The organism is Kordia sp. (assembly GCF_045105435.1).
In the GTDB taxonomy this organism is placed as follows: Bacteria; Bacteroidota; Bacteroidia; order Flavobacteriales; family Flavobacteriaceae; genus Kordia.
Window position 1 is genome coordinate 1 of record NZ_JBGCDL010000349.1, and the last position, 4,851, is coordinate 4,851.

At 31.6% G+C, this 4,851-nt stretch carries 5 protein-coding genes, 1 tRNA gene and 1 pseudogene; 4 read left to right on the forward strand and 3 right to left on the reverse strand.

Annotated elements, in window-relative coordinates:
- From AB8B65_RS17775 to AB8B65_RS17785, 3 genes and pseudogenes are all read left to right on the forward strand, one after another.
- Positions 1-95 (forward strand): annotated as a pseudogene (locus tag AB8B65_RS17775) (methylmalonyl-CoA epimerase); the annotation flags it as partial.
- Positions 96-147: 52 nt separating this feature from the next.
- Positions 148-221 (forward strand) — tRNA-Ile (locus AB8B65_RS17780).
- A 240-nt stretch (positions 222-461) separates the two neighbouring features.
- Entirely contained in the window at positions 462-1,916 is a 1,455-nt protein-coding gene (locus AB8B65_RS17785) for a hypothetical protein (protein WP_405302629.1), read from the forward strand.
- A gap of 12 nt (positions 1,917-1,928) precedes the next feature.
- Here AB8B65_RS17785 and AB8B65_RS17790 read toward each other — a convergent pair whose 3' ends face one another.
- Both AB8B65_RS17790 and AB8B65_RS17795 read right to left on the reverse strand, forming a co-directional pair.
- Complete coding sequence (locus AB8B65_RS17790; RefSeq protein WP_405302630.1) at positions 1,929-2,060, reverse strand: hypothetical protein; 132 nt, start codon at positions 2,058-2,060, stop codon at positions 1,929-1,931.
- 58 nt (positions 2,061-2,118) lie between these two features.
- On the reverse strand, positions 2,119-2,646 hold the full coding sequence (locus AB8B65_RS17795; protein WP_405302631.1) for a hypothetical protein: 528 nt from the start codon (positions 2,644-2,646) through the stop codon (positions 2,119-2,121).
- Between the two features lie 216 nt (positions 2,647-2,862).
- Between AB8B65_RS17795 and AB8B65_RS17800 the strand changes: the two genes are divergently transcribed.
- A complete protein-coding gene (locus tag AB8B65_RS17800) occupies positions 2,863-3,726 on the forward strand; it encodes a winged helix-turn-helix domain-containing protein (protein WP_405302632.1) in 864 nt (287 codons plus the stop codon).
- A gap of 87 nt (positions 3,727-3,813) precedes the next feature.
- Here AB8B65_RS17800 and AB8B65_RS17805 read toward each other — a convergent pair.
- On the reverse strand, positions 3,814-4,851 hold a 1,038-nt coding region (locus tag AB8B65_RS17805; protein WP_405302633.1), incomplete at its 5' end, for a TolC family protein.

The following is a 4,851-nucleotide window of genomic DNA, read 5'->3' on the forward strand; positions in this document are numbered from 1 at the left end:
TGCCAAAAAAGGGCGCAGACAATAAATTGGTTGTTTTTTTACACCCAAAATCCACCAATGGTACGCTTATAGAGTTGTGTCAGGAAATAATTTAATGCATTTATATTTTTTCGGAATTAAAAAAAATAGTAATATTGCACCGGCATTGGTCTCATAGCTCAGCTGGTTAGAGCATCTGACTCATAATCAGAGGGTCCTTGGTTCGAGCCCAAGTGGGACCACTTTTTGCAAACGAAAGCCTTTTGAGAAATCAAGAGGCTTTTTTTGTTTTCAAGAGTTTTGGGACGAAAACGGTATTTTGCTATAATTTGAAGTCAAGATGCTATTTTTTTATTTTTAATTCGACTTACTAAAACCATATAAAATGAACGTTTTTTAAGAAATTGAAAGACTTTTTGTTTTTTGTGAAAAATTAATTTTATACTTTGTGATTGTCTGCTTTAAAAACCGATTACTAATTAATGAAAAACAATCCCATATTTAAAGTGTTATTTGCGGTATTTTCTATTGCATTTATCGCGTTTACAATAGTTAATTGGACATCCGATATTCCGACCAAAGAAATGTATCGAAATCAAATAGAAATGGTACAAACTTTTGCAAATGAAGCTCAAATTCCAGAATATCAACTAACATACACATCTACTCCTTCCGAATATCTTATTGATCCTTTTTTGATTGATAGTACTTTATTTTTCAAAATAAAAACTTTTGAAGGAGAAGAGTTTAACTCAAATCGATGGGAAAAGATAAAGCGGCACTTGAATTATAGAGAAGATAAATTTGTAAAAGAGATTAAGGTGTTTTTGGGAGATAACGATTCAGGAATGGAGTTAACCAAAAATTCCAAAATACTTAAAAATGATACAGTTCATTTAGAAGCTAGGTATAATTTTTCTAAAAGCGGAAATCTACTTTTATATACCTGCTTTGATAGTATTGTTAATTTTTATGATAAATATAATAGACTTAGAGAAAGTGTTTCATACAAACCTCATTCTTCCGAAGAAACCTTAAATCAACATAAAAGTTATGAATACGATTCTTTTGGAAATCTAATAAATTATATAGAGTTTCATAACAACCCAAAACGGCAAAAATATTTATTTAGTTATAGCACTTTCGAATATGCCATACTGAATAATAAATTACAAATAAAGAAAACGATCTACTACCAAGAAAATGGCAAAGATGTTTCCGATAAGGAAACCTTTTACTATTTCTTTGATGAAAAAAAGAAACTAAAACAAAAGACACGAATTTTTTCTATAGCTTCTCTAGGTACTAAAGGAAAAAATCTTGTACAGAAATATTTTTATACATACGATAGCAAAGGTCAGTTGACAGACATCATCAAAGATGAAAAATATACTGTTCACAATACAACTTATTCTTGGGTAAGAGACGACAAAAACCGTTTATTGATTTATGAAGAACAGTTTAATGTTGGACAAACGCGGTATATTAATAAAGATTCTATCATATATCATTCTCCTTCCGAACGTACAGAATATCACATAGAAACAACAAATCCAAAGGGAAAAACATCACACAAAACGGGCATTTTAAATCAAAATTTTTATAAAGAAGATGCATTTAGAAATACTGTTTTTATAAAAATAGTTGATGAATCAAGCCCAACAAATAAAGAAGCTTGGATTTATATTAATAAAGAGCTGAAATACTTACCAAATCATACCTGGTATTATATGAAAGAAATACAGAGTTATCCATATCCTTCCGAAGAATTATTAGAAGACATGAAAGAGAATGGTTTTTTGAAAGACGACTACAGTATTTGGTATAGAGAGTTTAATTTGCAAAGCACTATTCCTGATAGTAAGTTTAAGTATGTAGCTGATGCTAAAATTGAACAAATGAAACGTACTTTTAAAGAAAAATATTTGACAGAGTAAAAACCTCTCGATTTATCGAAAGGCTTTATTAGTTTTCATTACATTCAATTCATCTAAAATAGTATGACTGAATGGTTTTGGCGAGAAACGTAATTCCTCTATGTCTTTATATGGAGTTTGTGATGCAAAATGTAATGACATCATACTAATTTCTTTCCGAAAGAAGGAGCAGAAGTTAACAATTCGGTTTTTTCTTGTATGATTATTTTTTTGCGGTCAGTTTTTGAATGTGTAATACGCCTGATTTTTGCAAAATTTTAAAATATACTTTCTCCAACGTGCATCTCGGTTCAATTGTAAATTGGATGTAGCCAGAAACCTCAAAATCATTTGCTGTAGACACCATAAATTGCTGTTTGTGGGTTGTATCTTCTCGGACAAAATTTATTGGATTTCCGCTCCACGGATCAGCACTTTCTTCAGATTTTGGACTTTCTGAAAAGTTTCCGCTCATTTGCACTTCTTTATTTTCTTCAAGAATCATGGTAAATATTCCTGTATAATTACCTTTAGAATTTGGCGATACATAATGTGCGCCTTCTTCCAATTCCATATCAATACTAAGATTGTAGGCGTTACTTTTTAACTTGTTTACCTGAAATTTAATAGTGTATGGTTCCTTCTTTTCAATTGTTTTTTCGTGTAAAGAATTGTCTGTTTGAAGCTGACGATTTTCTGAGGTAAAACTCATAATGGCAACTATAGAAATAAGTAAAATTAATTTGTTCATTTTTTCGATTGTTTTTGATTTTCAAGTAAAACTAGGTCGAAGACATACTAAAAATGTCAAAAAAGTGTAAAAGAAGTGTCAACACTTGCAAAAAGTCACGAAATTGTATGTTATTTACTCAATAATTGAGATTTGAATGTTTAGTCTTGTCTCTACATAGTCTTGAATTTTTATAAAATGCTTCGTGGTTGTATCCTAAAGTAGTTGATTGTTATTATGCATAAAAATAGAGTATATATTTATAGTTTTTTGGTAATTGTAGTGTTAAGTATCTGGATATTTTCAACACGAAACAGTCAACAAACAGCATTTTCAGAAAAAGTAAAAATTGCACTGCGCGATGTAGGCAATAAACTATTACTATCTGAAAAAGATTCTACGTCGCTTATTTTACCCATAAAAGAAATAGAAACCTCCAAATACGAACTTTCTTTTCAAAGTCACTTATCGTTTGAACCCAATACAATGGTTTCTATCATAGATTCCAGTTTTTCAAAAGCAAAGTTGCCTAAAAAATATTTAGTTGAGGTATTGCAATGTACAGATACTGAAGTGGCGTACAGTTATGAAATGAGCAAGTTGGAAGAAAACACAATTATTCCTTGTAAGGGACGCTATTTACCCAAAAACTGTTACACTGTTCAAGTTCGATTTACAGCTAAAAGCGGCACTATATTTACCATATCGACCTTATTATACGGATTGGTTTTTATAGGTTTTCTTGTGATGGAATTCTTTTTCTTTCGAAAGAAGGAAAAAAAGGAACTGCCCAAAGAAACTATTGAACATTCGGCTATTGGAAGTTTTTACTTTTATCCGACGCAAAACAAATTGGTCAAACAAGCAATTGAGATCAATCTCTCTAAGAAAGAATGTGAATTGCTTCAAATTTTTGCCGCGAATCTAAATCAAGTCGTAACGCGCGACGAATTAACCAAAAAAGTTTGGGAAGACAATGGCGTTATTGTCGGAAGAAGCTTAGATACCTACATTTCCAAACTCCGCAAAAAACTCAAAGACGACGAAAGCATCAAACTCATCAATGTGCATGGTGTTGGGTATAAATTGGAGCTTTCTTAAGGTTGTTACAGCGTATAAAAATCCATTCAGAAGTATGCAAACTAAATTTAGTGTGAGTGAATTAAAAAACTAACAAATCAACAAAACCTAAAACTTCACATTCAACAAATCGCCACTTAATTGTAATACGACTAATTCTGCTAATTTTGCATTGTATTTTGCTTGGTTTCTGCTCAGTTCGGCGTTTAATAAATTCAATTGTGCTTGTCGGAATTCAATGGAGTTTACTTGTCCTATTTTAAACTTTTCTTTGGTACGATTAAAGTTATTCTCTGCGGTTTTAATATTTTTTTCCTGTAATTCGTAAATCAATACCTTGTTCTTGTAGTCGTCCCAAGCATTATTGAAATTACGTTCCAAATCGATTAAAATCTGTTCTTTTTGCAATTGCTGATTTTCCAACGTAATCTTTGCGTTTTTTACACGTGTTAGTGTACTTCCGCCATCAAACAAATTCCACGTTAAATTGATGCCGCCAGAAAGTCCTGTGTTGGTAGAAACTGCAACGAAAGCCGCAGCGTTATTATTATTTTGATTCCAGCCGTAACTTCCCGTTAATCCTACCGTTGGTAAATATTGTGATCGGTTCGATTTTACATCCAACGTACTAATATCAATATTTTTATCTGCTCGTAACAACGAAACATTGTTTGCCTGCGTTTTAGTCCATAAATCTTCTTTATCAAGCTGAAATAGAAACGAAATATCCGTATTAACCTTAAAATCTTGCGTAAGCTTATTGCCTAAAATAACATTCAAATCGCGCTTAGCGTTGATGAGTTGTTGTTCTGTATTTACAATATTGATACTATCGTTATTAATATCAACTTCCGCGTTTAACACATCTAATTTTGTGTTTTGACCATATTCAAACTGATACTTTGAACGTGTCAAACGCTCTTTCGAAATTTCAAAAGTTTCTTTAATAGTTTGTGTATTTTCAGAAAGTTGCGCCACCGAATAATACACAGAAAACAATTGAAGCAATGTGTTTTCAATTGTTTCACGCGCTTCCAATTCAGATAATTGATATTGTTCTTTCAATCGCTTATAATTGTACAACCTGCCCAAACCATCAAATAACGTGTAGTTGAGGTTTACAGAAGCGTTGTAACGCGAACTTTC